Annotated in this window: 25 protein-coding genes; 8 read left to right on the forward strand and 17 right to left on the reverse strand. The window is 39.3% G+C overall.

Annotated features, from left to right (window positions below; translation table 11 throughout):
- The first annotated feature begins 72 nt into the window (after nt 1-72).
- Nucleotides 73-2,037 (forward strand): acetate--CoA ligase, encoded by a 1,965-nt coding sequence (acs, locus tag EHQ59_RS13505; RefSeq protein WP_135620170.1) that lies wholly within the window; start codon nt 73-75, stop codon nt 2,035-2,037.
- Nucleotides 2,038-2,220: 183 nt separating this feature from the next.
- Here acs and EHQ59_RS13510 read toward each other — a convergent pair whose 3' ends face one another.
- The gene (locus EHQ59_RS13510) at nt 2,221-3,327 is read right to left on the reverse strand and encodes a tetratricopeptide repeat protein (protein ID WP_244245537.1); all 1,107 of its coding nucleotides are present in this window, start codon (nt 3,325-3,327) and stop codon (nt 2,221-2,223) included.
- A gap of 133 nt (nt 3,328-3,460) precedes the next feature.
- Here EHQ59_RS13510 and EHQ59_RS13515 point away from each other — a divergent pair, with 133 nt between their 5' ends.
- Entirely contained in the window at nt 3,461-5,608 is a 2,148-nt protein-coding gene (locus EHQ59_RS13515; RefSeq protein ID WP_135620172.1) for a sodium-translocating pyrophosphatase, read from the forward strand.
- A 164-nt stretch (nt 5,609-5,772) separates the two neighbouring features.
- Here EHQ59_RS13515 and EHQ59_RS13520 read toward each other — a convergent pair whose 3' ends face one another.
- From EHQ59_RS13520 to EHQ59_RS13560, 9 genes are read right to left on the reverse strand one after another with little or no spacing between them, the layout of a single operon-like run.
- Nucleotides 5,773-6,189, reverse strand: a complete 417-nt coding sequence (locus EHQ59_RS13520; RefSeq protein ID WP_244245538.1) for an Ig-like domain-containing domain — start codon at nt 6,187-6,189, stop codon at nt 5,773-5,775.
- 27 nt (nt 6,190-6,216) lie between these two features.
- Nucleotides 6,217-6,525, reverse strand: coding sequence for a TRL-like family protein (locus EHQ59_RS13525; protein WP_244245539.1), 309 nt, complete (start codon nt 6,523-6,525; stop codon nt 6,217-6,219).
- Between the two features lie 39 nt (nt 6,526-6,564).
- Complete coding sequence (locus tag EHQ59_RS13530) at nt 6,565-6,810, reverse strand: hypothetical protein (RefSeq protein WP_135620174.1); 246 nt, start codon at nt 6,808-6,810, stop codon at nt 6,565-6,567.
- Nucleotides 6,807-7,133: a TRL-like family protein gene (locus tag EHQ59_RS13535; RefSeq protein ID WP_135620175.1), complete on the reverse strand. Its 327-nt coding sequence runs from the start codon at nt 7,131-7,133 to the stop codon at nt 6,807-6,809. The genes EHQ59_RS13530 and EHQ59_RS13535 overlap by 4 nt, the downstream gene beginning before the upstream one ends.
- A 6-nt stretch (nt 7,134-7,139) precedes the next feature.
- Nucleotides 7,140-7,952 (reverse strand): hypothetical protein, encoded by an 813-nt coding sequence (locus EHQ59_RS13540; RefSeq protein ID WP_135620176.1) that lies wholly within the window; start codon nt 7,950-7,952, stop codon nt 7,140-7,142.
- A gap of 2 nt (nt 7,953-7,954) precedes the next feature.
- Complete coding sequence (locus tag EHQ59_RS13545) at nt 7,955-8,806, reverse strand: SGNH/GDSL hydrolase family protein (RefSeq protein ID WP_135620177.1); 852 nt, start codon at nt 8,804-8,806, stop codon at nt 7,955-7,957.
- On the reverse strand, nt 8,806-10,065 hold the full coding sequence (locus EHQ59_RS13550) for a dicarboxylate/amino acid:cation symporter (protein WP_135620178.1): 1,260 nt from the start codon (nt 10,063-10,065) through the stop codon (nt 8,806-8,808). Before EHQ59_RS13550 ends, EHQ59_RS13545 begins: the two co-directional genes overlap by 1 nt.
- Before the next feature lie 44 nt (nt 10,066-10,109).
- Nucleotides 10,110-12,953 (reverse strand): DEAD/DEAH box helicase, encoded by a 2,844-nt coding sequence (locus EHQ59_RS13555; protein ID WP_135620179.1) that lies wholly within the window; start codon nt 12,951-12,953, stop codon nt 10,110-10,112.
- Nucleotides 12,953-13,663 (reverse strand): 7-carboxy-7-deazaguanine synthase QueE, encoded by a 711-nt coding sequence (locus tag EHQ59_RS13560; protein WP_135620180.1) that lies wholly within the window; start codon nt 13,661-13,663, stop codon nt 12,953-12,955. Before EHQ59_RS13560 ends, EHQ59_RS13555 begins: the two co-directional genes overlap by 1 nt.
- Before the next feature lie 75 nt (nt 13,664-13,738).
- On the opposite strand from EHQ59_RS13560, the gene EHQ59_RS13565 reads away from it, so the two are divergent.
- On the forward strand, nt 13,739-15,385 hold the full coding sequence (locus tag EHQ59_RS13565) for an anti-sigma factor antagonist (protein WP_208652393.1): 1,647 nt from the start codon (nt 13,739-13,741) through the stop codon (nt 15,383-15,385).
- A 16-nt stretch (nt 15,386-15,401) separates the two neighbouring features.
- On the opposite strand, the gene EHQ59_RS13570 is transcribed toward EHQ59_RS13565, so the two are convergent.
- The gene (locus EHQ59_RS13570) at nt 15,402-15,623 is read right to left on the reverse strand and encodes a transcriptional coactivator p15/PC4 family protein (RefSeq protein WP_100716083.1); all 222 of its coding nucleotides are present in this window, start codon (nt 15,621-15,623) and stop codon (nt 15,402-15,404) included.
- 1 nt (nt 15,624) lies between these two features.
- Nucleotides 15,625-16,548 (reverse strand): FAD-binding oxidoreductase, encoded by a 924-nt coding sequence (locus EHQ59_RS13575; RefSeq protein WP_135620181.1) that lies wholly within the window; start codon nt 16,546-16,548, stop codon nt 15,625-15,627.
- A gap of 187 nt (nt 16,549-16,735) precedes the next feature.
- Between EHQ59_RS13575 and EHQ59_RS13580 the strand changes: the two genes are divergently transcribed.
- Complete coding sequence (locus EHQ59_RS13580; RefSeq protein ID WP_135620182.1) at nt 16,736-16,957, forward strand: hypothetical protein; 222 nt, start codon at nt 16,736-16,738, stop codon at nt 16,955-16,957.
- Between the two features lie 14 nt (nt 16,958-16,971).
- Nucleotides 16,972-17,496 carry a DUF3015 domain-containing protein gene (locus EHQ59_RS13585; protein ID WP_135620183.1) on the forward strand — a complete coding sequence of 175 codons (525 nt, stop codon included), beginning with the start codon at nt 16,972-16,974 and terminating at the stop codon, nt 17,494-17,496.
- Here the strand turns inward: EHQ59_RS13585 and EHQ59_RS13590 are convergent.
- The 4 genes from EHQ59_RS13590 to EHQ59_RS13605 are packed head-to-tail and all read right to left on the reverse strand — an operon-like array spanning nt 17,493 to nt 21,509.
- Nucleotides 17,493-18,137, reverse strand: coding sequence for a hypothetical protein (locus tag EHQ59_RS13590; RefSeq protein ID WP_135620184.1), 645 nt, complete (start codon nt 18,135-18,137; stop codon nt 17,493-17,495). The two genes, EHQ59_RS13585 and EHQ59_RS13590, sit on opposite strands and share 4 nt — an antisense overlap.
- Complete coding sequence (locus tag EHQ59_RS13595) at nt 18,112-20,289, reverse strand: TonB-dependent receptor plug domain-containing protein (protein ID WP_135620185.1); 2,178 nt, start codon at nt 20,287-20,289, stop codon at nt 18,112-18,114. The genes EHQ59_RS13590 and EHQ59_RS13595 overlap by 26 nt, the downstream gene beginning before the upstream one ends.
- Nucleotides 20,289-20,951: an HmuY family protein gene (locus EHQ59_RS13600; RefSeq protein ID WP_244245540.1), complete on the reverse strand. Its 663-nt coding sequence runs from the start codon at nt 20,949-20,951 to the stop codon at nt 20,289-20,291. Before EHQ59_RS13600 ends, EHQ59_RS13595 begins: the two co-directional genes overlap by 1 nt.
- A 3-nt stretch (nt 20,952-20,954) precedes the next feature.
- Complete coding sequence (locus tag EHQ59_RS13605; RefSeq protein WP_135620186.1) at nt 20,955-21,509, reverse strand: LIC20153 family lipoprotein; 555 nt, start codon at nt 21,507-21,509, stop codon at nt 20,955-20,957.
- A 238-nt stretch (nt 21,510-21,747) separates the two neighbouring features.
- Here EHQ59_RS13605 and EHQ59_RS13610 point away from each other — a divergent pair, with 238 nt between their 5' ends.
- Nucleotides 21,748-24,204 (forward strand): sensor domain-containing protein, encoded by a 2,457-nt coding sequence (locus EHQ59_RS13610; RefSeq protein WP_135620187.1) that lies wholly within the window; start codon nt 21,748-21,750, stop codon nt 24,202-24,204.
- A gap of 12 nt (nt 24,205-24,216) precedes the next feature.
- Entirely contained in the window at nt 24,217-25,191 is a 975-nt protein-coding gene (locus EHQ59_RS13615; RefSeq protein WP_135620188.1) for a M23 family metallopeptidase, read from the forward strand.
- Here EHQ59_RS13615 and EHQ59_RS13620 read toward each other — a convergent pair.
- Entirely contained in the window at nt 25,165-26,211 is a 1,047-nt protein-coding gene (locus EHQ59_RS13620; protein WP_135620189.1) for a hypothetical protein, read from the reverse strand. The genes EHQ59_RS13615 and EHQ59_RS13620 overlap by 27 nt on opposite strands.
- On the opposite strand from EHQ59_RS13620, the gene EHQ59_RS13625 reads away from it, so the two are divergent.
- Nucleotides 26,210-26,836, forward strand: a complete 627-nt coding sequence (locus tag EHQ59_RS13625; protein ID WP_135620190.1) for a hypothetical protein — start codon at nt 26,210-26,212, stop codon at nt 26,834-26,836. The two genes, EHQ59_RS13620 and EHQ59_RS13625, sit on opposite strands and share 2 nt — an antisense overlap.

Consider the following 26,836-nt stretch of genomic DNA (forward strand, 5'->3'; position numbering starts at 1 on the left):
AAATTCTTTTTTTCTGATTCATGCTGGACTTTTTTTCAAAAAAGTTCAGTCTTTTTCCTCTAGAGGGACACAATGCCGAAAGAAAGAATCGTGGCACCATCCAAAGAATTTGCCAAACTTGCAAACGTTAGTTTAAAAGAATACAAAGCCAAATACAAAGAATCCATAGAAAAACCAGAAAAATTTTGGGCGGAACAAGCAAAACGCCTAACTTGGTTTAAAAAATGGACCAAGGTTTTAAAACATGATTTTGCAAAAGCGAAAGCCGAATGGTTTGTCGGCGGAAAACTGAATGTATCTTATAATTGTTTAGACCGACACCTCGATTCTCCTTTAAAAAACAAAGCGGCTCTCATTTGGGAAGGAGACAACCCAGACGAATCCAAAGTTCTCACCTATCATGACTTACACCGAGAGGTGAATCATTTTGCCAATGTTCTAAAAAAGTTCAAAGTGAAAAAAGGGGACAGAGTCCTCATTTATCTTCCAATGATCCCGGAACTTGCGATCACCACACTTGCCTGTACGCGGATCGGAGCGGTTCACTCGGTTGTGTTTGGTGGATTTTCACCAGAAGCACTTCTTGGTCGGATTGAAGATTGTAAACCAACACTTGTCATCACAGCCGATGGAGGTTACCGAGGTGGCAAACCCATTGAACTAAAAAAAAATGTCGATACGGCACTCGCTGAATCCAAATACAAAGTAAATGATGTCATTGTAGTCAAACGAACTGGTGATGAAGGAAACCTCAATTGGAAAGAAGGTCGTGACCACTGGTACCATTACCTGATGAAAGACCCTGAGGTAAAAAAAGAATGTCCTGCAGTCGCCATGGATTCGGAAGACCCACTCTTTATTTTATATACCTCTGGTTCCACAGGAAAACCAAAAGGTGTCTTACATACAACTGCTGGTTATTTGTTAGGTGCTAATTTGACCTTTGCCACGGTATTTGATTATAAAGACACGGATACCTATTGGTGTACAGCAGACATTGGTTGGATCACAGGGCATAGTTATATATTATACGGACCACTTTCCAACGGGGCAACTTCCCTGATGTTTGAAGGGGTTCCGAGTTACCCAGACATGGGACGATTTTGGGATGTGATCGATAAATACAAAGTGACAGTGTTTTATACAGCTCCCACTGCCATTCGAGCCCTGATGCGAGAAGGATTGGAACCAATCAAAAAACGTTCACTCGCATCACTGCGGTTACTCGGTTCCGTGGGAGAACCCATCAACCCAGAAGCCTGGGAATGGTATTATGCAAACATTGGGAAATCAAGATGCCCCATTGTGGATACCTGGTGGCAAACAGAAACAGGATCGATTATGATCTCAGGAATCCCCGGTGCCATTCCGCAAAAACCAGGTTCGGCGAGTTGGCCTTTTTATGGAATCCAACCGGTTCTTGTGGACAATGAAGGGGTGGAGTTAAAAGACAAAGGAGAGATCTCTGGCAATCTTTGTATCGCAAAACCTTGGCCTTCGATGATGCGAGGGGTGTATGGAGATCCAAAACGATTCTTTGATACTTACTTTTCTCAGTTCAAAGGGTATTATTTTACAGGGGATGGTGCCAACCGAGATAAAGAAGGATACTATCGCATCACAGGTCGTGTGGATGACGTGCTCAATGTTTCAGGTCATCGCATTGGTTCAGCGGAAGTGGAAAGTGCACTTGTGGAACACAAATCAGTTGCGGAAGCGGCCGTGGTTGGTTTTCCACATGATATCAAAGGCCAAGCGATTTATGCCTATGTGACAGTGAAACAAGGGGTCACAACCAATGACCAATTGAAAAAAGAACTCATCGCGATGGTGGAAAAAGTCATTGGAAAAATAGCAAGACCTGATGTCATCCACTGGGCACCTGGACTTCCGAAAACTCGCTCTGGGAAAATTATGCGGAGGATTTTGCGTAAGATTGCCAACAACGAATTTGATACATTGGGTGACATTAGTACCCTTGCCGATCCATCCGTTGTACAATCCTTAATTGATGATAAGAAGAAGTATCATAGTTAAACAAATCAGTTCGTAAGAGAGAACTTCTTCCAAGACTCGAACAAAGTAGGTTTGGTTTTGGAAGAAGATGGAAAATGGGAAGTCAAGTCAGGTTAGATTAGATTACGATTATACAATCACTAGTTAAAAATTTTGAATCACCAAACAGAAATTCATAAGGGATTGCTGAAATGATTTGTATCCTTATAAATCTTGCGGGAGTGCAGCAAATGGTCCCATCACTCGCAGGAATTCCGATTCTTCAAATTCCAAATCTCGTTCTCTTAATTTTTTTCGGTATTCGATGGTTTTGGATTCATCTCTAGATGAAAACCAATAGATAGCAAATAACAGATATTCTCTATTCTTTCGATACGTCGCAATATGATTTTCCAATTCATTGGCGGTGAGTGATTTTTGATTTAGAAAATCTTTTACCAGGGAATCAATGGCTAACGTATCACGATCTTTTCCCAGATTCGCATAACTTTGGCGAATGAGAAATAAAATTTCTTTGGCATCCGAATTCGGATCATACTTGAGTAGGTTGTAAAAACCTCGTCGAAACAAAGTTAATGCTTCCAAATACCTTAGTTTTTCTTGCAGATAGACTCCGTAACGAGTGAAGTATCTGGTTTCTTTTAAAAAGACGGTTGTTGTCCAAATGTAGGCTTGTTCCAATAAATCGGAGTTTCGGCCACGCCTAGCAAGGATCAAAGTTTCATACATCCCTTCCTCTCTGGGAAAGTAAACTAGGTAACGAAGGCTCAAATCATCCGCTTCTTTCCATTTTCTGTTTTTGATATTTTTAAAAAGGCTTGTTTGGAGAGCGTCCTTTTCGGAGACAAAGGTTTTGTCACTTTCCAAGGTTTGCATATACATTTCATAATCCGATTCCATTCCCAATTGGCGAGAGAGGATGGCCGCTAAGTACAATCTGTACTTAGCCTTTGGTTTTTGTTCCAAATAGAGTTTGGTATAAAAAAGGGATTCTCTAGGTTTTTTCTCTTTTTCATAGAAGTCAGCAATGTAGAGAACCAAATCCAATTGGTCTTTTTTCAATTTGATGGATTCCTCGTAGGCATGAATTCCATCGAAGATTTGCCCTAGTTTCATATGGGCCTGAGCGCTCAAATTATAGTACCGGTAATCAGGTTCCGGATTCAGTTCTTTGGCTTTGATGAGAAAATCGAAGGCCTTGGCGGGAGTTTCCTGAATGATTTTGTCCTCAGCCATGCGGAGAAGGTCCTCATAACTGTAGAACGCTTTCACTGGATTCAGCACTTCTGGTTCTGCTAAAATTGGGTACAAAGACAGAAATAGACTTGTTACCAGAACACTAAATTGCCATATTCTCCTAGACCGAAGTATCATCTATGGATTCTCATCGGTCATCTTCTAAAATATCTTAGAAATACAAATAAACAATCTCAAAGAGGATCTCATGAATGTAGAGTTAATCATTATCGTCATGGCACTGGTCTCCATAGCCACGGCGATTTTCTACGCCGCGAGGGTAATACGTATCCAAGTGGGCGCAGATGGTGGCAACGAAAAAGAAACCGCCAAATTAAAAGAAATCTCCGCCGCGATCGCAGAAGGGGCTATGGCCTTCCTTCTCAGAGAATACCGAGTCATTCTGCTTTTTATCAGCTTCATGACGGTTCTCATTTACCTATTATTAGATAACCCGAATACAGAATTCAACGAAGGAATTTACACTTCGATCGCTTTTGTTTCTGGAGCCCTTATTTCTTGCCTTTCTGGTTTTATCGGAATGAAAATTGCGACTGCCGGTAACGTGAGAACGGCACAAGCGGCAAAAACTTCCCTTTCGAAAGCGTTCCGAGTGGCTTTTGACTCGGGAGCTGTGATGGGATTTGGTCTCATCGGTCTTGCGGTTCTTGGAATGATTGGTTTATTCCTACTTTTCACGGGAGCAAATCCCGCAGTTGCCAAACACATTCTCATGGAATCTCTTGCTGGTTTTGGTCTCGGTGGATCCTCTGTGGCTCTTTTTGGTCGTGTAGGCGGTGGTATTTATACCAAAGCTGCGGACGTGGGTGCTGACCTTGTTGGTAAAGTAGAAAAAGGAATTCCAGAAGATGATCCTCGTAACCCTGCAACGATTGCAGATAACGTAGGAGACAACGTGGGTGACATTGCTGGTATGGGTGCTGACCTTTTTGGTTCTGCAGCGGAAGCAACTTGTGCAGCACTAGTGATTGGTGCAACGGCATCTGCCCTTACGGACAATAACTCTGCTCTTTTATATCCGCTTTTAATTTCTGCGATTGGAATTCCTGCATCCCTCATCACTACTTTTTTTGCGCGAGTGAAAGAAGGTGGAAACGTAGAAAAAGCTCTCAAACTCCAACTTTGGATTTCCACATTCATCGTGGCGGGTGCGCTTTACTTCGCAACTGATCTATTCATGATTGATAGTTTCCAAATCGGAGACAAAACCATCACAAAATGGAATGTGTACACTTCAGTCGCATTAGGTTTGTTTGCTGGTATGTTCATCGGTTGGATCACAGAAATTTATACTTCCCACTCTTATAAACCAGTGCGCGAAGTGGCTGACGCTTGTGATACAGGTGCGGCAACGAACATCATCTACGGTTTGGCACTTGGATACAAATCCACTGTGATTCCTGTGATTTTACTTGTGATCGTAATTGTGGTTTCCAATATCCTTGCTGGGATGTACGGAATTGCAATCGCTGCGATTGGTATGATCTCAACAATAGCCATTGGACTTACGATTGATGCGTATGGTCCTGTTTCCGATAACGCGGGTGGGATTGCGGAAATGGCAGAGCTTGGAAAAGACGTTCGTGACAGAACCGATACTTTGGATGCAGCGGGTAACACAACTGCGGCCGTTGGAAAAGGTTTTGCGATTGGATCTGCGGCTCTTACTTCACTTGCTCTATTTGCCGCGTTTATCACAAGAACTCAAAACGCTTCCAAAGAAATGGGAGAGGGTGCGATTGATTTAACTTCGATCGAACTCCTTGATCCATTGGTATTTGGTGGTCTTCTTTTTGGAGCAATGCTTCCATTTATCTTCTCTGCCATGACAATGAAATCAGTTGGAAAAGCAGCATTGGATATGGTAAAAGAAGTTCGTCGCCAATTCAAAGAGATCCCTGGTCTTATGGAAGGAAAAGCGAAACCTGAGTATGCAAAATGTGTAGATATTTCTACCTCTGCGGCACTTCGGGAAATGATCCCTCCAGGTCTACTTGTCCTCCTTAGCCCAATTGTTGTGGGTTATTTGTTTGGAGTGAAGTCCCTTGCAGGTTTACTTGCAGGAGCTCTTGTTTCTGGTGTGGTTCTTGCGATCTCTTCTGCTAACTCTGGTGGAGCATGGGACAACGCAAAAAAATACATCGAAAAAACGGCTGGTGGAAAAGGTTCTGAAAAACACAAAGCAGCGGTTGTGGGTGATACAGTAGGGGATCCGTTTAAAGATACATCTGGACCTGCAATCAACATTCTCATCAAACTGATGGCTATCACCTCACTCGTGTTTGCTGAATTTTTTGTAACAAAAGGTGGGATCATTTTAAATTTCTTTAAATAAGAGATGAAATGATTTCCGAACGTTGGTGCTTTCGATTGAAAAGTACCAATACGATCAAAAGAACTGTCCTTCTAAATCAGAGGAACAGATTTTTAGATCATCCAATCTCCGAAAGAGTGATTGGAACTTTAGAAGAGCCGGCGAGATTCGTCGGCTTTTTTGTTTTAAAGAGTCGTAAAACTAAAACTAGTATTGGTGCCGAGTGTGAGTCCGAAGGTGGATTGGATGTTTTGGTTTAAGGTGATGGTATAGGTAACACCAGAAGTGAGAGCAGTCGTTGGTGTGAGAGTGATGGTTCTGTTGGACGAGCCCCCAGTCAGACTGGGACAAGACGGAGAACAACTGATATTCGTATTGAGGGAAGTTGGCTCAATCGCTTGTGTCATCACGATTGTGATTGTAGGAGTGAGAGATACTCCTGTGGCTCCATTGGAAGGAACCGTAGATTCAATGGTAAAGGTAGCAGAAGTTTGTGTGACTAGGGGTAAAATAAACACTCCGAGTATAGAGGGAGAAGGTTTTGGAACACAATGTAAGTGAAACAAAACCAAAACACTTAAAACTCTAACTGTTTTCCACATAACCATTGGCTCTATTTATAGTTTCGACTAATTCCCCTTGGTTACCGTACATAGTTTTGCATAAATCCCAAGGAAATTATAGGTCTCTATTTCAATGGATGTAATTTCTTTGATGTTTCCCTGTTTTTGGGCCTCTTCGATGGATCCATTCCCGTAAGCAATGAGACCTAAATAGGACTTCGCACAGGAAAATCCTTCTTTTGTGGCAGAAAGACCGGTTTCCATCATGGAGATCCTTTGGTTTTCGTAGAGAAGCCCTTGGGTTCCAAATCCAGAACTGGCACATTGCATGAGAAAAAAAGGAAGGAGAAAACTGAGGATTCGAATGAGGATCAATGGTCTTTTGTTATGGGAAAACATAGGGGGAAAAAAATTCTATTTTTGGAGTTCTTTGTCTAAGAGATTGGAAAGTTTGTTTTGTAATAGGATGATGTCGTCATATAACTTTTCTATTTGTTCTTCTTTTTTACGAATTTTCTCTGTGAGTACTTCCAAGGATTTGTTGGTTTGATTCGTTTTTTTCGAATGAAATTCTTTTAACTTCGATTCGATTTCTTCGTAAATCAAACCACTCTTTAATTTTTTAGAAAACTCTTTGAGTGATTCTATGTTTTGTTTCATTTGCCCGTGACTCGCAAACAAAGTTCTTGGAAAATAAAGTATTGGTTTTTATAAAAATGATCGACGCTATGAATTTCTTTGAAACGAGAATTTTTAGAAATCCAATCGTAACTTGCATTCCCAAGACTCACAAGTCCAAAATAATTAGTCGTACAGGATTCAACAAAGGTATCACCTGGAACTGGAATTTTTCCAGGTGTATACCAACCGGATTGTCCTTTGTTTTGTAACAATGTCATGGATGGATTTCCAATTTGGATACTCAAACAGTTTCCCAAAGTGAAAACCCAACCCATACAAACAATCCGATTCAATAACTTCATCCCAAATCAATTGGTGTCAAAGAAGTAGAAATAGGAAAAACGAATCCCTCTATCCATTGCATTGTCCGCTTTGGGAAGAACACCAAATAGAAAACTGAAACTAAACGTTCCGAAACTTTCTGTGTTCATGGATATTCCTGGATAAAAATTGAAGTATCGTAAGTTTTTATCAGCAGTTTTATCGATTGGTTCTCTATATTCAAACTCAGTAAAGATACGAACCGACTCAGCAATGGCAAAGGATGGTGCAATTCCTAGTTGGTAATACCGTTTGAATTCTTCCAATTTGGATTCGCGACCGTGGCGGTTAGATTCTGTTTGGAAACGGAACTCGGACATGATTTGGAAAATTCCTGATTTATAACCAAGACCAAAATTCGGACGAATTAAATAGTACTCTGGATTTTCGTATTCACGAAATAATGAATTTCGTTTTTTATCATACACACGAAGTCCCCCACCTATCAAAAATTGGGAACTACCTGATTCAAAAATCTTACCATATTTGAGACCAACATTGTATCTGTCCCAGGTAACTTCTTTTGCCGTATCTGTTTGGGAATACTCCGTTCTTCCAAGGGAAGAAATCACAGAAAAAGAATCACTGAATTTGTATTCTCCTTCTACACTGACATTTTTATTAATCTCTTTTACCGAGTTAAAGTTTTTATCCCAATAACCAACGTTTCCTCTGATTTTAGAATACACGGCCACTGGTTCAATCTGTAAGGGATGGGCAAAACCATTCTGATTGCTTTGTGATTGAATGGAAGTTGTCAGTACTAAAAGAATACTTAATATTAGATAACAATATTTCATAATTAAAAACCTACATTTGTGATTGGGTAAATGGCTCTTGCAAATTTATCAGCTAAAAGTGTATAACCTAAGTTATTTGCATGGATACAATCCAACATAAACTCTGCACGTGAGCTTGGTTTCCCACCCAAAGTATTTCGTAGGTCAACATAAATTAGGTTTGGTTCTTCTCTAGTGATATCAACGAGTAAATTATTAAATGAATCCAATTGGGTGGAAGTAAACGCTGCTGGGTCTGATAAAACAAGACCAACTCGATCAAACTTTGTTTTACAACCTTCATCGGATCCAGAAATTACCGGTGCCATAAATGGATTCGGGTAGTCATATCCATGGATGATCCATTTGAGAGGTGGGCCACCAAAACGTGAAATTTTATACGCATTCCCAGTGATAATCATTTGTTTGAGATTGGCTTTGATGGTTGCAAATCGTTGTGCTTGGACAGCATCAATATTTCCGATGTATTCTGATAAATTGGCCTGAATGTCATTTCCACCTAACGAAAGGATAACGACTTTCATATCGGCGCCACCTTGGTCGATGACTTGGTACTGTAAACCTTGGCTCACTACTTGTTGGAGGGTTTTTCCACCAAGTGTAGCTCCCACAAATTTATATTGGAATCTGTTTTCCAATTGGGGTCTTAAAGTTTCCACAAACGGATATCCAAAAAGTAAATCGGTCCAACTGTCTCCGATGATTCCCGTTTTAGCTGGAGTTTCCCCATTGCAGATCGCAAAGGAAGTACATAGTAAATTTGCTTCAAAATCGGAAAGTGGATCCTTTTTAGTATCACAGTGGATGAGTACGAAACTGATTCCGATTGCCAGAAATATTTTTAACGTTTTCATTATTTGTTTTCTTCCTTCCAGATATGGTTCATGATAAAAGCGCACGAGAGATCGCCGGTCAGATTTACTGAAGTTCTACACATATCCAAAAACCGGTCAACACCAAAAAGAATGGTGATCCCTTCAATGGGAATGTGAAAGGTATATAAGATGGAGGAAAGGATGACAAGTCCCACTCCAGGTGTGGCGGCTGTTCCAATGGACGCTGCCGTCACAGTTCCAACTAACAAAAATAAATCTAACGTACTCAGTTCCACTTGGTAGACTTGGCTTAAAAAAACCGTCGCCACTGCTTGGTACAGTGCAGTTCCATCCATATTGATCGTTGCACCCAAAGGCAAAACAAAATCGGCAACTGTTTCTTTTAGTTTTAATTTCTCTTTGGCAACTTTTAAGCTATAGGGCAATACAGAACTGGAACTCGAAGTTGAAAAACCAAGGATCGGAATTTCTCGAATTTGATTAAAAAACAGGATTGGGTTTTGTTTGGTAAAAAAGAAAACAAGTAAACTATAAAAAACTAGAATTAAAAATAAACCAACTAACACCGTTATGATATAAGATAAAAGCCCAAACACCAACGAAAATCCAATTTGAACCATCGCATAACTCATGAGTCCAAGTACTGCGAGTGGAGCCAGTTTCATCGCGATAGCTACGACCCACAAACAAAAACTTTCTAAGGAATGGCAAAAGGCTTTGAGGGCAGTTCCCGATTCTTTTGATGTTAAAAAGAAAATCCCTAGGATCATTCCTAAAAACACAATGGATAACATTTGTTGTTTGGACCAAACATTGACTATATTTTTGGGGATGATGTTTGCGATGATCTCAGGGATGGATTCTGTAACATTTTGGGAATCCTTTATTGGAACCGAGTTAGTTATGGTTTGATTTTGGATTTTGTTTTGGATCTGTTTTCCTGGTTGAATTGCTGTGGTTAAAAAAATGCCAATGCTAACGGAAACGATGGTGGTGAAGATGAAATAAACTAAAGTTCGACTGCCTAAATGCCATAGGTCTTTTAGATTCTTTAAACTGGAAACTCCCAAAGCAATTGAGACAATCACAAGAGGGATCATGATCATTTGTAATAGGTTTAAAAATAGATCACCTGGTAGTTTGAACCATTGCAGGTAAGGTTGGATCGTTTCCTGTGTTACCAAACCAGATTCAGGATTAAAGCCGATTCCGATACTTAAACCTAACACTAAAGAGATGAGAATTTGTTTCCAAAAGGCAATTTTGGGAAGGGACATTCCCAAATCTTTTGGTCATGAAATTTAATGTAAATGAAATTTAATTAAATACTGATATAAGTCTGGAAGAGTTGGATTCTATGGAAAATTTTGGCTCCGTTTTTGATTTTACGCATCTCCACTGTGAATTCATCTTTTGCTCTTTGGATTTCCTTCATGGTTTTGTGTAGAACTGCTTTTTTTTCAGGTCGGTTGTCCCATTTATAAGCAGCTTCTTGGCGCATCAATTTTTCTTCCAATTGGCGAATCGTTTTTTGGTGAGAAAGTTCTACTTTGTATTCTTCTTTTTGGAAGATGGAAAGAGTTTCTTTACGCAAAATTTCTTTTTTAATTTCAGCTTCCGATTCAACGATTGGATAACATTGAATAAAGGCTTCTTCTAATTTTGAAAGAGGGATTTCTGTTTCAGGGACATAGGTTTTCCCTTCGATCCATTCTTTAGGTTTGTCTGTGACTACTTGAGACTTTTTTTTCTTCATATCATATTCGATGAAAAACAAATCTTTTCGTTTGAGTGAGAAATCAAATTCCACTTGGAAAACAAAAAGGATTTTTTGTCCCAAGTCTTTGGAGTAGAGATATTTCTTTTTACGTCCCACATTACTTTGTGTTAAAAGTTCCGTTACCTTTTCTACGAATGGGTGACCAAATGCCATAAATTCTAAGGAATCATTGGTGAGGGCTAGGTCAGAATCAAAGGTTGCTTTTTTGACCTTACCTTCTTGGTTTTTATACTCATAAGAACCTTTGCTAACGGCCGTTAATGTTCCTGGAAGTTGGTTTTGGAAAAATTTGCTACCTTCCGATACTACTTCTTCTAAATGGCTATTGTTCCATTCTCTTTCTTCGAGTGTGTGGTCGTAATAGTCTTTTAAATTAAAATCCAAAACCTTTGGGGTCACGAGAGCATTGAGTTTTTCAAATCCTTTTTGTGCGACTTGGATACGAAGATCAAATTCAGTTTCTAATTCTTCTTTGGTTTTGGTTCCTGTGATGAATTTCATCAAACTAGAATTAAAATCTAATTCTTCTTCGATGGTGCCGAGTAAATCATCGGAAGCGCCAATGGATTCTTCAAACAAACGGATTTTGTTGGTTAATACTTCTAAAATTCGTTCGGCTACAGTGTCTTTGGAAGCGAAGTTAAAGATATACACATTGTCTTTTTGACCGAAACGGTGGATCCTACCGATCCTTTGTTCAATCTTTAGAGGACTCCAAGGAAGATCGTAATTGAAGAGAATATTTGCAAATTGTAAGTTACGACCTTCTCCACCAGCTTCTGTACAAATGAGGATCTCATAATCTTCTTTGAATTTCTGAATGGCGACTTCTTTTTCATCCATACTAAGAGATCCATGGAAGGGAGAAACTTTGAAGTCTGGTTCTAACACAGATTGTAAATGATCTTGGGTCGTACGAAATTGAGTGAAGATAATAAACTTTTTATGTCCTTCTTTTTTCAATCGATAGAGAGTTTCTTTGAGTTTCTGTGTTTTTTTATCTTCTTTGATTTGTTTTCCTAAATGGATCAATCGATTCAGAGTGAACAATTCACGTTTGATCCTTTGGAAACTTGACATTTCTTCGTCTTCGAGTTCAGTGATAAAATCTTCAACACCTTCTGTTTCATCCAAGTCCCAATCATCTAAATTGGTTTCGTGTTCTTTCATGTAATGGAATTTGGATTCCAACATGAACTTACGTTTCTGAAGAGCGGAAAGTAAGGCAATGACAGAGGAATCGAGTAATTTTTGAAAAACCACCATCACAAATCCAATGGCACGGTTTTTTGTTCCCATTGCCATATTGTATTCGCGTTTGACATAGTCTGTCGTTTCATCATAAAACGCCCGTTCTATGGGTGATAAATCGATGCGAACTGTTTTGGCAAATCGTTTGGTAAATCCACCTACTTCTACTTTGCGACGTCTTAGTAAAACCTTGGAGATTTTTTCCTTTAGATCTCCTTTTTGTCCAACAACATAATCGTTGATAAAGGTGTGATAAGGGCCCAAAATATTGGGATCCACCAAATGCATGAGATAAAATAATTCTTCTAATTTTCCACGAAACGGTGTGGCAGTGAGAAGCAGTAAACATTCTGTTTTACGGGCAATTTTTTCAGCAAATAAATACCCACGTGTGATTTTGGAATAATCTCTACGGAGTCTATGTGCTTCATCGAAAACAACAATGTCCCACTTAGTTCCCAAAATTTCTTCTGCATATCTTGGGTTTTTGATAAAGTCGATGGAAGTGATGATTTTATTAAAATTTCTCCAATGGTCGGGACCGTTTGTCACAAAATTACGACGACGAACGATGGCAAATTCTTCATTGAATTTGTTTTTCATCTCTTGTTGCCACTGCACAAGAAGAGGAGATGGTGCAACTACTAACACTCGCTTTAGGCCTCGTCTAAACATCAGTTCTTTGACAGCAAGACCTGCTTCAATTGTTTTTCCAAGACCTACTTCGTCAGCTAAAATGAATCTAGGTTTTAAACTATTGGCGACGATGAATGTAGATTCGATTTGGTGAGGAAGTAAACGCGTTCTAGAGTTAGATAACGAGGATAGTTTATTAAAATTATAAGTGAGTTTGAGTTGGCTTGCAGTGAGAGCCAAATCCATTGCTTTGGGGAATTCTTCCCAAACACGAAGGGATTCCGGATATTGGTTTAAAAAATGTAAATTACGATTGGATTTATTGACAGTTCGAAAGATTTCTTTGGATTCAAAGAACAATTCTACAGTTGTGGCATTCTCTTTTGTAACTTTTGCGAGACCTAACTCAGGTTCGTCGATTAGGAACCCATACTCTTTTGATTGTTTTGGTTCAACCGTTGTTTCAAAATCTAAACTTAACTGAGTAGGGATATCCATCAAACTCCTTTCTGATTTCCCCAAAGCACTTTATGAATTTGAAGCGACAAACGACACTTAGGTGGGTTGTCTATTTTGATCCATTCAACTAGTTCTTTGGCATCCACTTCACCGTGGACTGGCGAATACAATATATTTGTCTGTATTTTTTGTTCGCGAATGACTTCGATACTTCTCTCAAAGTCGATTCTATCTCGCACAACGAACTTAATTTCGTCAAGTGAATTATGTCTCTTTTCTAAGATCTGGAAATTTTCTAGATCCATCCGATCTTCCATTCCTGACCCGGGTAGTTTGTAATCCATTGTGAAAATAAAATAGGGATCGAGTGTGATTTTTTCGCTCCCATTGGTTTCCACACGAGAAGCAGGGTATGGTTTGTTTTCCTTCGTACGGTACGAAAATAGAAACTCTGCAATGGACTTGGAAAGATCTCGGTTTTGCCCCTCCAAAGGTTCTCCCCCTGTGAGTAAAATTTGAAATCCATGGTCTTTGTCTAAAGCCTCTATCTCTTCGATGATGGAAGCCAAGGGTTTTGTTTCTCCTTGGTTTGGGCCAAGTGCGTAAGGGGTATCACACCAAAGTTGTTTTGTTTCTGTTTTACCACAACGTAAGCTACAACCAGCAAACCTTACAAAAACTGTTGGGATCCCTTGGGAGATTCCTTCTCCTGATATCGATGAATAAATTTCATGAATTTTTCCGTACATGGTCGTTTGCCTTCCTGTCAGTTTCTTTGAAATTGTTCTTGCGAAAACATTAATTCGGAATTTGCTTTTAGGGTCATGTTTTTAGAAGCAAAATTGGAATATCCAATCATCCAAGAGAAGGAAATCCAGGAAAACCATCTATTGTTGCGGTTTCGAACTCCTGCCAACCCGAAGGTAGAAAAAAGAAAACCACTCGTGATTGGACTCGCCATTGATAAAAGTTGGTCGATGAAGGGAGAAAAGATGGAAGCAGTGATTGATGCTTCCTGTGCTCTCGTCAATTGGTTAACAAGACATGATGCTGTTTCGATTATTGCATATTCATCTGATGTACAACTCATCCAACCAGTAACTCACCTAACAGAAAAAGTTTCTGTAACTGATAAAATTCGAAACATCCAAGTCGCAACATCTACCAATTTGAGTGGTGGATGGTTATCTACCTTAAAAAGTCTCAGCCAATCCAAAATCCCCAATGCTTATAAACGAGTGATCCTCTTAACCGATGGGAATCCTACTTTAGGGATTAAAGAAAAAGAAGCACTTGTGACCATTGCCAGTGATCATTTGGCGATGGGAATTTCGACCACGACCATCGGTGTGGGAAATGATTTTAATGAAGAGATGTTAGTTGAGATTGCGAAAGCAGGTGGTGGAAATTTTTATTATATCGATAACCCGGAAACTGCGTCGGATATCTTTTTTGAAGAATTTGGCGATATTGGTGCCTTGTATGCACAGGCCATCGATGTAGAACTTGAGTTTGCACCTGGAGTTCGTTTGAAACAAGTTTTGTCAGAAACCTCACACCAAGTTTTGGAAGAATTTGATGAATTTTTGGGAGATTCCAAAACCATTTCTCGTCAGAAAATCAATTTACAGTTAGGTGATCTCAGAGCTGATGACCTTCGCAATTTAGTTTTACGATTGGAAATTGATGATCGTGTTCACAAGGCTGAGACTCCTTTTTGCGAAGTAAATGTTTCTTATTATAATTTGTTAAAACAGAATGTATTAGAATCTGTGAAGGAAAACTTTTCCTTTGAACGTGGAAAGAACCGTGGAAAACAAGATCCTGATGTTTTAGTCGAAATTCTAATTGCCAATGCGACTGTTGGAATCAAAGAAATCACAGAATTTGTGAAACGTGGCCAAACGGAAGACGCAAAGACCATGTTAGTTGGTCTGATCCAAGACATCCGTAACAATGTTCATTTTGCTCCGAATGCACTTGGTTCTTTACTCAATCGTTTGTCTGTTTTAGAATCGAAAATACTCACCAAATCAGATGACTTACACAAACATCTTTTTATGAATTCTCAAATGATGGCAAAAGGAACCGACAAAATCGATTTAAAAGATGTTGTGGTTCATAATCAGATTTTTGAATACCATACCGTGGGTGATATTGATTTGTACAAATGCCCCGAAATCAAACAACTGATGGAACAAAAAATAGCAGAAGGTTTTCGTTATATGATTTTCGATTTTTCGCATACTTCCCATATCGATTCTTCCGCGATTGGAATGGTGATTCAGATCGTTGGTTGGTTACGAAGGAGGGGTGGAGAACTTGTGGTGGCAAACATTCATGATTCCGTAAAAAAAATCTTCGAAATCACAAGGTTGTACAACCACATTCGAGTCGCAGAAACTTTGTCATCTGCAAAGGAAGTTTTACAGAGGATTGTCTATGCGAAGGAAGGCGACGAAATCACATAAGATACTAACTGTATCTTTAAGCTAACCAACGTTCGGCTTCTTCAATCGCTTCTTTTAATTCACTGACAAGAGTTGGAGCAATCGCAATTCCTTTTTGAGTCGGTTTTAATTCCCCATTGGGATCTGTGTACCAAACTCGAATGTTAAAAAACGTTTGTCCTTTGTATTCGGAAATCTCCACGCGGATGACTTCTCCTCTACCTTTGTCAATGTCTCGGATAATTCCTGTTTTTGCCATGTTAGTACGTCTCTACAAATAATTTTTCTTTTTCTTCCAGGTCTTTTTTGAAAGCTTCGTAAGTGAGTTCAGTGCCACAAGCAGACATCATTTCCTGAATCACTCCTTTCTCCATTCCCTTCGGACCGCCACAAATATAAAACTTACCGTTTCCATTCACAGCATTTTTAATGGCCTCTGCATTTTCTTTTGCACGGTGGGTGATGTACATTTTACCCCCATCAAAACTGTTTTTCTCTTCACGGCTAATGGCAGTTACAAAATGAAACCTAGAGTGTTCTTTTGCTTTTTCTTCAAAATACTCACGAAGGACAATTTCATCGGAATAAGGAGCCCCGTAAATCAACCAAAGTTGTCCTCGAAACTGGATCAGTTTTTGTACGAGAAGTTCTTCTACCATTCCAAAAAAAGGACTGATCCCTGTTCCCGTTGCAAAAAAGAAAATATCTCCCGAAAAATCCGTTTGAGGGAGTAGGAATTTTTTCCCAGCAGGACCAGTCATCGTCACTACATCCCCAGGTTTGAGGTCGCAAATATAATTGGAACAAACTCCCTTGTGGAGAAGGTTTCCGTTCTCATCATAGACATTGTCTCTTTTTACAATGAATTCGATATTGTCTTTGGTTTGGCCAAAACTATAAGACGGGGAAGCAATGGAATAGAGACGCACCGTATAACTGGCATCAGCGAGTCCTTTTGCCTGTTTTTCGGGATCAAGTCCTGGTGGGATGATCCCCGCACTCTGGCCAATCATATAAGGATAAACAGAATGGTCGATGGCAACCGTAATGCGGTGGACTGCCGCCTCTCCTTCTTTTGATTGGCGTTTCCCTTTCCCGAGTTCGGGAGTCAAACGGGTGTTTGCTAGGACTTGAGCTTGGATGGGATTGGATTTTTTGAATAAATTGATCTGAGGGGTAAGCAAAGTCGTCCTCGTAACAGGTAGTTTTACGTCAAGTTTGGCAAGGTTGGGCTTCGGGAAAAGGAGAACTTAGAATTTCATTTTTCGTCCTCGGAATTATGTCTCTTCCTTGACTCAAAATTTGGATTTTTTAAACTTTAGTCATTCCGGCCTTCCCGCCGATCCTTAAACCACAAGGGATAACAGTTGCATGAGATCGACAGAAGTACAAGAAAAGAAGTCCTATCCATTTCCGAACTCCGTCCTTCAGCAAAAATTGGAAAGTTTTACCAATACCATGCTTGATTCCTTACAAAACCAACCGAAACAGGAAACAACTTGGGCTGTCATCGCCATGACAGGTGAAGTTTTGGCACATGGTTCCAAACACTCCCACCAAGATCCAAGTTCCGATTCTCTTTTTTCTCTCTAATTTAGGAGTTTTTGATGCATTCAAACAATAGAAAAAATTTGTTTTATTTCCACATAACAATAATTAGTATTCTACTACTTTCGGTTCCACGATCCATTGCCGCTGAACCCTATGGGATGGCGGGATGTGGGCTTGGTTCCATGGTGCCCGTTTGGAAAAATGACATTGGTCAAATCCTTGCGGCAACGACCAACGGAAGTTTTTCTTCCCAAACTTTTGGAATCACGTCTGGAACATCCAATTGCACAACCGATGGTTTGGTGAAAAGAGAAATTGCACAAGAAGTATTCATTGCATCCAACGAAGAACCGCTAGAATTAGAAACCACGCAAGGGAGTGGGGAACGAATTAGAGCCGTAGCATCTTTGTTAGGTTGTCCGAAACATGCGGTGGAACTGGGAAAACTGATGAAAGAAAATCATACCTATCTTTTTCCTAAAACAAAATTGGAAAATGAATCTCGTTCGAAAGAAATTCTGTCGCGATTAAAAACACAAATCTCTTCTGACGAATCCTTACGATTGGTTTGTGAGTACTAATCTCGGATCACTCTCGAAATTTCTGAGTTATAACGATACGCAGCTTCCGTTTGATTTAAATAACCATAAGCACCCAATTCAAATAAAAAAGAAGCCGTAATTCCATACCCTCCATCGGGCACTGAGTCACATCCTTTTTTACCAGCAGGATGGATTTTCCAATCTCTTGTATTTAAAAAAGGAAAATCATCTGGGCATTCTACATGGCGATAATTTTTTCCATCAGCATGTCTTGCTTCATGTAATAAAACCAAAATCCGATCCAATCGATTTAAACTAAAAAAACCACGACCCAGAAGCACTTCTCCATCTTGGTACATGGCCACATAATCACCAGTGGATCCATAATTGAATTTTTTGATCCTCGATTGGATCCAACGCGATAATTTTTTTCCAGAGAAAGGAAACTTAAAAAATGATTCAAATTGGGAATGGCGGTTGTAAGTAGAACGATCGATTTTGATTTTTTTAGGTTCAAGTGATTCTAAATATACGAACGTATCCTTTAAGATTCTGGCTTGTTTGGCAGTTAACTTTGATTCATCGGAAAAAATCGAGTTTGTAACAAAAAAGTAAATGAAACATCCAAAGAAGAACAGATTTTGTGTATTGAATTTAGAATGTGGCTTGGAGTCCGCCATAGTAAAACCTTGGACGAATAGGATTGTAAGTAAGCTCGTATTGGTCCAAAAGGTTGTCTACTCCGAAAAATAAGGACATCCTTCCTTCAAAAAATTTTTTCTCCAATCGTACATTGAGAAGGGTGAACGGTTTTCCATAGACCACTTTATTGTTCTCTTCAGGTGTGCGTGTCTGTTGGTCAATGAGAGCCGTACTTGTTCCCGCAGTAAAATCATTGGTAGTACTATAAAAAGGACGTTTGTCTAAACGTTTGGCACGAAGGGCAAATTCCCAACCACCTGGAGCGTTCACAAAAAAATTCATGGTTCCTTGGTGGAGGGCTCGGCCTTCTAAGGGTCTATCCGTTGTTAGGTCCCGTGTGTCTGTTTGGTTATAACCAAGTTCTAAGGCAAAGTACTTCAGGAAACGTAAACGGGAACCAGCTTCCACACCACGTGTGTATGCACGTTGTACGTTTTTCAACTGGAAGGTAGCAAATTCACTCGTTCTGGTTCCAAAACTGTATTGGATGAGATCCGTAATGTCGTTGCGAAATACACTGAGAGATAAGGTCCAAAATTTGAAAGGAGTGTATTCGAGATCGGCATTGACAGTGGTCGATTTTTCCGGCCTTAGTTTGTCATTTCCTTCTACCGTATAACCAACACCAGGGTTTTCAAATCGTAAGTACAACTCGCGAAAGGATGGGGGACGAAATCCTTTACCATAACTAGCTCGGAAAACCAAATCACTTGTGATGTCCACTTTGGTTGCAATTTTGGGAGTGGTTTGTCCTCCAAATTGTGAATCCACATCATGCCGAACCCCTGGAACGAGTCGCCAAACAAAGCCTTGGCGCCAAATCACCCATTCGTCTTGGATGAAGGCGGCCCGTCTTGTTCGATAGGCATTTCGTCTTGCCAATCGGTCTGTTTGTAATTCTTCCGAAAATGATTCCACACCAGCCGTAATCATGTGGTCTTTATGGACTTCATGATCAATTTGAGCTACCCCTTGTGAGGAAAATTCATTTGTGATTTCTTTTACATCGAGTTCGTTGGAATTTCGTTGATCGAGTTTGTAATGGTTTTCCCAACGAGAAAAGTTTCCACGAAGGGAAACCATATTTCGTTTTCCATAGGTATATTCTAAAGCACCTAACGCTAAAAAGTCGTTTGTCATATTGGTGCGATCAAAAACTCCACCAGTGGATCGTGAATCCACACCAGCTTGGTTCCGATTTAAATAATTGATTCCCGTTTTGACTTTAAACTGTCCATCGGGATTAAAAGTCATGTTTCCACCTAAGTTATTGTCTTGGAACGAGTTCCCAGTGGTTGCAGGAGTTCTTGGATCTAAATCGTAAGCAGCAGCTTGGTTAAACCCACCAAAAAAATTGGTCGCAACAAAATCATTTTTAAACCCAACATCGGCGATCATATTTTTTTCGCCTTGGGATCCAAAGTTCATTTGTCGGCCGTTACCGTATGAGGTACGGAATTGATAGTGTTCTGGTTTTTCTGCTTGTTTCGTGATGATATTAATCACACCACCAATTGCATCTGCTCCGTATAAAGAAGAACTACTTCCTTTTACGATTTCAACACGTTCAATGTTTTGTACCTTGAAACGAGTTAGGTCAATGGTGTTATTGAGCCTTCCTGCAACTCTTTGCCCATCCACTAAAAATAATACATATTTGGAATCGAGTCCCAACATTTGTACTTGGGATCCACCAAAAAATGGTGTGACATTGATTCCCAGTTGTGTATCAAGCACCTCACCTAAGTTACGTGCTCCCGTTTGTTCAATCCGTTTTCGAGAAATGACTTCCGTGGCAACTGCTGAATCTTTGAGGCGTCTTTCCCCACGGGATCCTGTCACGACGATTCCATTTTTATGATCTAAGTCTTTGAATCGATCATCGTCACTTGGTTCTTCCGTTTTACCGACATCCGAATTCTCTTGGAATTTTTTGGGACTTGTCTCAGCATTTTGATTCGGTTGTGCATTGGGATCTACAGGTGTAACTGGTTGGATCTCGGAACTTGGATCGGTTTTACCATTTGGCTTTGGTTGTTTACCATTGGGTTTGGTTTGAGCCTGCAGTTCTCCCCATACAAGGAAAAAGAAACAAAGATAGGAAAGCGAACGATTGAATGGGAATGACATTAGGGAAGTTTTTTCCAACGGATGGTGGGGTAACCTGAGGTGCCAGCATCACTATAATAATTTTCTACATGAACTGCATAAATAGAATTCCCTGATCCTGAGCGAATGAGAAAGATATCAGGTTTAGGTGATAATTCACCAATCGAATAATTATACCATTCGGTTACAAGTGGATTTCCCACAAACACCGATCCAGCTCCACCTATCCCTTGTGTGGTGGCAGCGCTATCAGTTGTAAATGTACTACAACCTTGGCTTGTCGCCGACGTGGAACTGGCAGTAGCAAAATCTGTAGTGTTACTTTTACAAGCTCCACCGAGACCAAAACGATTAGTCTCTCCTGAATTTGTCGCCACCTTATAACGATTAAAAGCTATATCCCAATTTAAGGTATCTTTTTCAGAGAAAGGGATTTGTTTGTTTGCTTCAAATTGGAAATAGATATAAAAATCTAAATTGGTAGCATTGAACCTTGTTGTAACACTCCCATCCCCATTGGAACGGGAGAAAACAATTTTATCCAAAGCATTGGGATTACTCGCATTGATTAGATTTGTAACCAATTGGTTTACATACAAATCTTGGTCTGTTAATGCCGGCTTCTGCCTCGCGCAAAAACTGAATCCGAGTAAGAGAACTCCGATGCTAAGGATGCGAATCACTGTTTATTGAGAAAAAGTGTAAGTCACAGCAGCAGATTGTCCACTTCTTGGAATCGCGTAAATGAATACATAGAATCCGGTAGAAGCTGTAAATGTAATGCTCGCAGTCTGGTTTGTAATTTTGTATGAATCTGGAAATTCACCATTGGAATCAGCCCCACCAGAAATTGAATAATCTGTTCCACGAACAGCTACATTATTTGTGCCGAGTGGGCAAGTACTGGATTTGTAAACAATGATAAATGCACTCCCTTGGACTGTCATGGATGTACTGCCGTCACCTGTGAGTTTCATCGCTGTTGTCACGTGTCCAATACCCATTGTACTTAATTTAGGAGGAGTTCCACTAGTTGTTCCAGTGATATCATTTGTCCATGTGTTGATTTGAGCTTTACCGGAAGCAAATACCGCACAATCCCCAGGAGAATACGTGAGAGCTGCTAAACCTAAGAGTAAGGTTTCATTTTGATTATCTTCTTTTTTTTCGCACTGGAGGGTAAGAGCACCCACAATCGCCAGTAGAACGAACAAACTCATCTTTTTTTCAAGGGATTTCATAAGAACCTCGGTCTTTTTTATCCAAACTTCCGTACTAGTATTGAGAATCAATTTCATTTTATTGAAACCACTCTTTTTTTCTAGTACTGACATTTCTGTGACAAGAGTCGCCTAATTCCAAATAAGGTGGTCATATTCATGACAGCTTCATTGGGAGCGTTAGATCACTCTCTCATAAGCGTATGGTGTAAAAAATCTATTGTAAGGAAAAGGATTTTTCGTCTACTATGCCTAGGTCATGTCACTCAAGCAGATCACAATCTATATTGAAGAAGCGGAGAATGACTTTTATAACCGCCTATTGCGGGACATAACTAATATCGAAACTTGCCATGTGCATAGTTTTCCCTCGATCTTAAAAATCAAACCTGGGTCCATCCAAGAATCTGCTGTTTTCCTTTTTTGGAATGATTCAAAGGCGATGGACAAACAAAAATTTATTTTTGAACATTTTCCTGAGTCTCCCTATGTCATTTTATCAACAATCGCCTTAACACCTGAAGTTTTATCGCAGGTGGCACATCCTACGTGTTTGCATTTGGCAGAACCAAGTTACTCAATCGGAAACTTAGATTTAGTATTAAACTTCGCTGAGCGTTTGATAGAGGATATGATTCGTTCAATTGCCTATGATAAAATTCGTGAAAAGGTAGTTGTTTTAGAAAATGTCTTTGAAGAATCCTTAGACATTTTGATGCAAATTGATCCAACTACCAAACAAATCATCAACGCCAACAAACAAGCAGTTGTGGTTTTGGAATATAGATTGGATGAAATCATCGGTAAAGAATTTTCTTTTTTTATACCACCAGTGGAAATCGATGAAGACGAAGAATTTCAAGGAAACTTAATCGAAAGTTCTTCTCTTCGTTCTAAGTCTGGAAGATTGATTCCAACAGAGTCTTCGTTTCGATTATTTCCGGTAAATGGAAAGATGGCGATTTGGGCGACGTTTCGAGACATCACAGAACGGAAACGATCGCAAGAACAGGTGAAAAACCAAAAAGCGTTTTATGAATTTATTTTGGATAATTTAGATTCCGACATTGCTGTATTAAATTCCAATTTTGAATATGAATACACGAACCCAGTATTTTTATCCAATAAAGAAATTCGGAAGTGGTTGTACAAAAAAACAGATGTGGATCTTGCTGAAAAATTAGATTTAGCACCTGAATTTTACGAAACACGAAAGAAGTATTTAGAAGTTGCGGCCAAAGAAAATGAAATTGTTGAGTTTGAAGAACTCATTCAAGACCACAATGACAAAGTCACTTATTTACTAAGAAAATACATTCCAATCGACGATTCTGAAACAAAACAAAAACGATTTATTAGTTTTGGTGTCGATATCACAGAACGAAAACTTTCAGAAGAAAGGATCACCTATCTTGCGTATTACGATGCACTGACTGGTTTATCCAATCGTACATTGTTCATTGATCACGCAAACCAAGCCCTAAAAAATCATAAATCCACCGAAACCCTATTAGCTTTTTATTTTTTCGATATCGATAACTTCAAATTCATCAATGATAGTCTTGGTCATACAAAAGGAGATATTCTTTTGCAAATGGTGGGAGCAAGACTCAAACGTGTGATGACGGAAGTTGATACCGTTGCGCGATTTGGTGGTGATGAGTTTGCGATTTTAAAAGTAGATGTTCCCAACAAAAGTGCGGCCGCAGAATTTGCACAAAAGATTTTGGATATTTTAAGCCAACCCTTCCATATCATGGGTCGGGATTTATTTACAACCATCAGTATGGGGATTGCACTTTCTCCCAATGATGGAGTTACTTCTGCAGAGTTACTCAAAAACTCAGACATGGCGATGTACAAAGCTAAAGAACTTGGTCGTAACAATTATAAGTTTTATACCTATGAATTGATACTACGTTCTGAAAAACGTTTGTACATCGAAAACTCACTTCGCAAAGCCATTCAAAACGAAGAACTCATCTTATTTTTGCAACCTAAAATTTCTACCATCACCAACCAAGTTTGTGGCGCAGAAGCTCTCATTCGCTGGAAACATCCAGAACGAGGATGGGTGCCACCCATTGAATTTATCCCAGTAGCAGAAGACTCAGGGATCATCGAAAGGATTGGGGATTGGGTTTTGGAAGAAGCCTGTCGTTTGAAAAAACAATGGACGGAGATGGATATACCTAGTTTTCCTTTGAGCATCAATGTGAGTGGAAAACAATTGGCGAGATCCAATTGGTCTCATCGTGTCCAAGCCACCATCTTACAATATGGAATCAATCCAGAAGAGATCGAATTGGAACTCACTGAAAGTTCCATCATGGAAAATCCAGAAAAAAGTATCGAAGCATTTGCGTATCTTTCTGAATTAGGGATCAAGGTTTCCATTGATGATTTTGGAACGGGTTATAGTTCCTTAAGTTATCTCAAAAAAATCGATGCAGATGTGATCAAAATTGACAGATCCTTTGTTGTTGATTTGGAACTGAATGAAGATGACCGAGCAATTTGTAAGGCCATCATCAATATGGCCCATTCCCTCGGTTTGGAAGTGATTGCAGAAGGTGTCGAAAACGCTGCGCAAAGGGATTTGTTACATGATTTGGGTTGTCATATGATCCAAGGTTATCTGTATAGCAAACCGTTACCAGTTGAAGAATTTGTTGTCTTTGTAAAAAAATTTAACGAATCCGCTAAAACAAAATAGCCGAAATTGAAGATGATGGTTCGTTATCTTTTTATTTTATCGACTATATTCTTTTTTGTCCAAGTGGTTCCGGCTGAATCCCGTGAGGTCAAAAAGAAATCACCGAAACCAGTTTCTGCACTAGGAAACTATTTTGTCAAAAAGGAAGAAAAAAACTTTTCCTTACTTATGGAAGCTCGTCGTTTCACAAGAGGCGAAGTTATTTTTCTAAAACTCACTCCAAAAGACAAAAAATGGATCAATGAATCATACAAAGTGAGTTGGTTAGGAAAAGATGTGATTCTTACCAAACGGGAAAATAGTATGATTGCTTTTTTGCCCATCTCACCTGATACACCTGCTGGTGCCATGACCTTAGAAATCGTTTCCAAAATTCTATTTGTGAAACGAGGTCAAAAACAATACCAAATCATCTTAGAACCAACCAAGTTCCAAGTGATCAAAAAAAACCAACAAATCAAAGTGGATGAAAAGTTCGTCACCAAAGAACTTCCCAAAGAAATTTTGGATTTTATCCAAGAATGTAAAAATGCAAAGGAAACTGCTTTTGCGAAAACGAGTCCTTTACAATTCCAAAAGAATTTCAAAAATCCTTTAGAAACGATTTATATCACAAGTAAGTTTTATGTTAGGCGAGATTATAATAACAAACAAGGCCGACCTCATGGTGGAGTAGATTTTCGTGGAAAAACAGGAACTCCTGTTTATGCCATCCAGGATGGGACAGTTGTTTTAGCTCAAAAAACGTATTACGAAGGAAATTTTACCATCCTAGATCATGGGAATAAAATATTTTCCTTTTATATGCACCAAGACGAAATCAAAGTCAAAGTAGGGGATGTAGTCAAACAAGGCCAACAAATTGGAACCGTTGGATCCACTGGAATGTCAACAGGACCTCATTTACATTTAGGTGCAAAGATCAATGGAGTGTTAGTTGATCCATTATCTCTCATTGCATTACAATCCATTTCGGAAACGAATTGATGCTAAGAATTCACGAATCACTTGTTCGTGAATTTCACCTTTTTCTAAGTTTTCAGTCATGTGAAATAAAAGTTTGTCGTGGTTGGAGTTTTCCAAAATCATAAAACCTGTTTTGGAATATCTAGGTCGCAAGAGATCATAAAACGTCCAAAACTTAGAAACCAGGATAAAATCTTGGATTTCCTTTTGTTGGATTTCTTGCAGGTCTTCGATATCTCCCTTACTTACTTGGATTTGTAAAAATTCAGAAAATTCTTGGATCGCCTGTTCTTTTCGAAAACCTAAATAATCAGGAAAATAAAAGATCCGAACAAATGGATATCGTTCCGCATCATGATCGCTAAAGGAAAGTATACCAGCGATTTGTCCCACACCCGTTTTGTTTTCTAAGGTTAAATCTTCAGGTTTGTAAAAAAACATCCCTTCTGGTAATGTAAAACCAAATTGAAGTTCTTCGTTCCAATACTCTTTGTCGTTTTTCACTTCCCAGTTGTTTAAATCTTTTTCTTCAATTTGGTATTTATTTTTGAATAAAAGATAAGCAGATAAAATTTCGGCACCTTGTAAGGCTTTAAATGAGATAAGAGCATTACTTGTTACCAAACAAAATGCAAGTAAGAGTCTTGCGTACTCAGTAAGTTGTAAAATCCGAATGAAAAAAGCAATGGTGATAAAGATGAATAAAAAGACAATCCCCGCTTCAAAGAGGATCACTTGGGTCAGCCAAAGGGCAAAAATAAAAAGTAACAAAACTCCAATTTCAATCAAAGGGTGAAAGGTTTCTTTCCAATACAATTGGATAATATATAAACTTATGTAGGTAATGAGAAGCCCAACCACAAGGGAGACTAAACACAAAACTAAAATATAATGCCAGGGCAAATGGGCTTCGTGGTACACGAAGAAAGGCACAACGAGAACAGTATAGAGGATTAGAATATTTCGCGTGGTACTAGGTGTGAGAAATTGAGAAAAGAAACCACTTGCCTGATTTTTGATTTTGCTTAGTTTTTGGTTCATGTCAGCGATTACAGACTTCTTTCAAAAAATCCAAAACCAAATTGTTGAAATCCAAACCACGATCAACCAGATCAAAACGAGTTGGGAGAACTTTCAAAAGTTTTGGGATTTGTTTTTTACATTAGTCCCTTGGGAAGTTCTCCTGTTACTGATCTTTTCTGTCATCCTCCTTTCTATTTTTAGCTCCATCTCACCAAGTACACCCAAAGCCAATTTGACAATTTCTGTTGTGTTTCTGGCCTTTCTTTGGCTTTATTTTTGGAGTTTATTTTCCAAGGAAGTTTCGTATAGCAAGGTAATCTTTTCCTCGTTATATATCCTGATACCATTACATGCGATTGGTGTGGGGCAGTGGGTCTATGGTTTTGGCAAAAAGATGTATTGGAAAAAACGAAGAGTCTCTCCTAAACAATGGGAAGCTGCCCTTCATCAAATTTCTTTGGACTACCATAATTTTATGGGAAAGGCACATGGATTTCACAATGCCATTCCCGAAAATCGAGAAACAATCGAGTTGGAGCTCAATCGACTAGAAACTTCGTTACAAGGAATCAAAACCTTACTATCGAATCGTAAGTCAATGGAGGCAACAAAGGGAGATTTAGATTCGAAGACAGTTTCTTAA

The organism is Leptospira kemamanensis, from assembly GCF_004769665.1.
GTDB classification, from domain to species: Bacteria; Spirochaetota; Leptospiria; order Leptospirales; family Leptospiraceae; genus Leptospira_A; species Leptospira_A kemamanensis.